Annotated in this window: 2 protein-coding genes; both read right to left on the reverse strand. The window is 31.6% G+C overall.

Going from position 1 to position 3,604, the window contains the following annotated elements; genetic code table 11:
- Positions 1–338 precede the first annotated feature (338 nt).
- Positions 339–1,232, reverse strand: a complete 894-nt coding sequence (locus tag AC1DCY_RS26920; protein ID WP_477355684.1) for a patatin-like phospholipase family protein — start codon at positions 1,230–1,232, stop codon at positions 339–341.
- Positions 1,233–1,648: 416 nt separating this feature from the next.
- The gene (locus AC1DCY_RS26925) at positions 1,649–2,821 is read right to left on the reverse strand and encodes an ATP-grasp domain-containing protein (protein ID WP_477355687.1); all 1,173 of its coding nucleotides are present in this window, start codon (positions 2,819–2,821) and stop codon (positions 1,649–1,651) included.
- Positions 2,822–3,604 lie beyond the last annotated feature (783 nt).

Below are 3,604 nucleotides of genomic sequence, written 5' to 3' on the forward strand. Positions count from 1 at the left end.
ACTCTCCATAAAAAGACTCTCCATAAAAAGAAATTTGATTAGCTCAAATTGTTTTGCTGGCATCATGTTTGATGTCCAAAATTTTGTTTCGTTCACCAACTCAAGGTTAGCTACTAAAAACTTTATTGATTACGTTTTGCTTGTTCAGTTTTCAAGGTTCATTTACAATCGTTATCTCTTTGTTAAGAGCTAACTTTTATATAATAACATGTTTCACACAGAATGTCAAACAGTTATTTTATTTTTATATTGTACTAGCTGTATGTTCAACAGCAACTTTTATATAATACCACCCACTTCATAGAACGTCAATAGTTTTATTCGTTTTCTTAAAAGTATTATAACTTAAACCTTGGCCATGATTTTAAAAATTGAATAGTACGGTTTCTTCCTATTTCTAAAAGCGTTTCTTTAGTCTCTTCATCTAAATCAAATTGTGTGGCGCTATAGTCATCGACGGGAATAAAAATAATATCTCGTTCATGCCGTCTTGAGATATACCTTTCATCATGAGCATCTTTCATAGTAGAAAATAAAGCTTCAAATAAATTTAATCCGTTTTTAATTTCATGTGGATGTTGTTCTTCTCTACGTCTACTCAATTTTAGCCCTATAATCGGTCGCACTTTACGTCCTGCTTTATCATCAAATACCCATAACGGAAAATTACTTAATACGCCGCCATCTACAATGACTGAATCTCCTTTTCCTGTTTTTAATGTAACAGGTTCAAAGAAAAAAGGTATACCACAGCTCATACGTAAAGCACTTGATACAGAAAAATTGCTTGCTTCAATATGATATTTTTGTAAATCGTCTGGTAAAACGATCATTCTGCCATTTGTTAAATCTGAAGCCACTAATTTTAAAGAATCTCTAGGTAAATCTCCGAATGTATAAACGCCTTTTGCAGCCAATTTCTGAAAAAACCATTTTTCTAATGCTTTTCCTTTATATAAACCTAAATGGTGATACACATTAACCCACTTCATAAACGGGAATGGTAAGATTGTTTTCCTTGGATCTAGTAATGAAGGTACATCCAACTCTTCCAACATAGTTTGGATTTCTTTTCCGCTATACCCTGCAGCAATAAAAGTAGCTAATATGGCCCCAGCACTCGTTCCAGCTACCCGTTTAAAGCGAAAATTTTCAGCTTCTAGTACTTGATACGCCCCAACAAGTGCAAACCCCTTCAAACCGCCACCAGAAAAAACACCATCAATCCACAAAATTCCCTCTCCTTTTTCAAGTAATCTTTACATTATAAGAATTAGTAACAACAATTAGAACTAAAAATATAGGTTTATGTCGAATCTCTACAGCTCTTTCAAATTGTATCTATTCAATAAAAAAAGGATTAAGCACTGTATAAAAGAGCCTACTCCTTTTTTTACTTCTGACAGCTAATAGTTATAGACAAACAATGGATTTCACCACAGATAACTCCCTAATTGTTTTTATTTAATATAAATCCATTATGACTCAACATAATTGCGTCCGGAGGCTTTAGGCCAGCGGATGGTTGTACAATTGCTGGAAAATAACTTAAATCCGCATTCATCTCTCCACCTATAGAGGTCTGTCGCTTCGCTTTCGCTACAGAAAATAGTTGTAGCTGACGCACCAAAACATTTGCTGAAAGAAATTAAACGAATGCTAAATCCTTAAACATAATGAATTGATTCAGATCTACATTTAATAATCGCATGTTTTCCTCTAAGTCAGGTGCTTTATGAAAAACGACCGCAAAAGTTGAATTATCAATAATGTTCATTTTTCGATACTCTAAAATTTCACTGAAATTTTCTTTAAACGCTTTGTGATTAATAAATTCTACTTCGTTGTAATCCACAGTCGTATTTATTTTTGCACAACAGTAACTATAAATTGAATTATCCATATCATTCACTATACTTTCCCAATCTGGCTTTTGTTGTTTAAAAAAGTACTCGCATGTGTTTATCCCATAAGCATAAACACCAAGCTCATTTGTACAGATCTCCGAAAATCTTAATGGATTCACTTTAATTGGAACAATTTTCCCATGTTTATCAATACGTATTTCAATATGTATGGGTGTCAATTTCAAAGCGAAAAATGATGAGATAGTATTTAAGAATGTATTTATTTTAATCAAAGATTCGTTCAATACTTCCTTGCTTGTATAATATATCCGATTGCTCATATCTTTTTCATGTCTAAGCATTCTTTTAAATAAATTTAAAATAATTGGTTTTCCATCCTGTGAAAAATATGCATCAATAGCATATTCATCACCTTCAATAAATTTCTCTATGATAAATGACTGATTATTAATAACTTCCCGCGGATATGCTGAACTTGCAGCATCCATTTCCTTTTTAAGTTGTTTTATCGTTTCATAGTATTCTTCTAATTGATCTATACGATGTATACCTATACTTGAATTTCCCATTGCAGGCTTGACAATCACAGGAAATGGAAGTGTACCTACATCTATTTCTTCTAAATCTCTTAGTAAGACTTCCTGGAAAAAGAAATCTTCATACTGTCCACTCATTACCTTCCTAAATGTAACCTTATTTTTCAATATATCTATAACAGTAGTTAAATAATTATTAGGTGTATATCTTGATAAAATATTGAGTCCATTTTCAGAGTTGAATAAAACAGGACTATTTCCATTCTCTAATTCTATTAATAAATCCTCTATCTTTTTAAAATCTATATCACATTCATTAGGAATAAAAACATCATTTAAACTAACAGCAGGAATTTGAAGCCTTCTAACAGTATCTACTAATAGTTCAGAAACATAAGGTTTATCTAGAATTATCAACTTTTACACTCCTATTTAATCATCTTAAAATTAATATCCATTTTTGTTATTAAATACTCATTTTAGATAGTTATAGAAAAACAACAGCTTTAATTCTAATATAAAGTATCCATAAAATCCATTTTTTTCTCATTCAAAAAGTATAGGTATTAATATCCCTAAAACTTAAATTATATTATTTCAAATCTATAAAACTTTAGGTATATTTTATTATCTATTTAATTTTTCTTTTATAAAATGAATTATTGGCTTTTAAAAAAACAAGAAGCTATTATTTTATAGCTTCTTGTTTTTTTAAAATATATTAATATTACGCTTAAACTTCCCACACTTAGCTAACGCTTGAAGTATGAGATTTCTACGAACTCCAGCGTAACCGCTAATTTTTTCAGAAGGCTACCCCGTAGTCCCTACGGTTGATACGGATTTCGTATGATATAGCAGTCTTGTTTTCTTATTTGATACTTGGTTTTCATGCTGGTGTCGTTCCCCTATACCTTTCGGAAGTCGCAAACCGGATTAACCATCAAACCGGTTTTACGTAACAAACAACCATGCTTGAATTCTGGATATAGAATTCAACATATTTTGGCTATCGCCACCCGACATTCATCTAATACTAACTCATTTGGCTACACCCTTCGCATTCTGGTTCTAAGTCAAATGTTGGGGTGATGTGATCTTTTAGCACGTTAACCCAGATGAACCCCGATATCTTTATACTTTAAATTTAATAAGATTTTTGCTCGAAAGTGATCGAAGCGTCGAAAGCCATATGCATTC

The sequence above is a fragment of the Lysinibacillus sp. 10T31 genome (genome assembly GCF_056394365.1).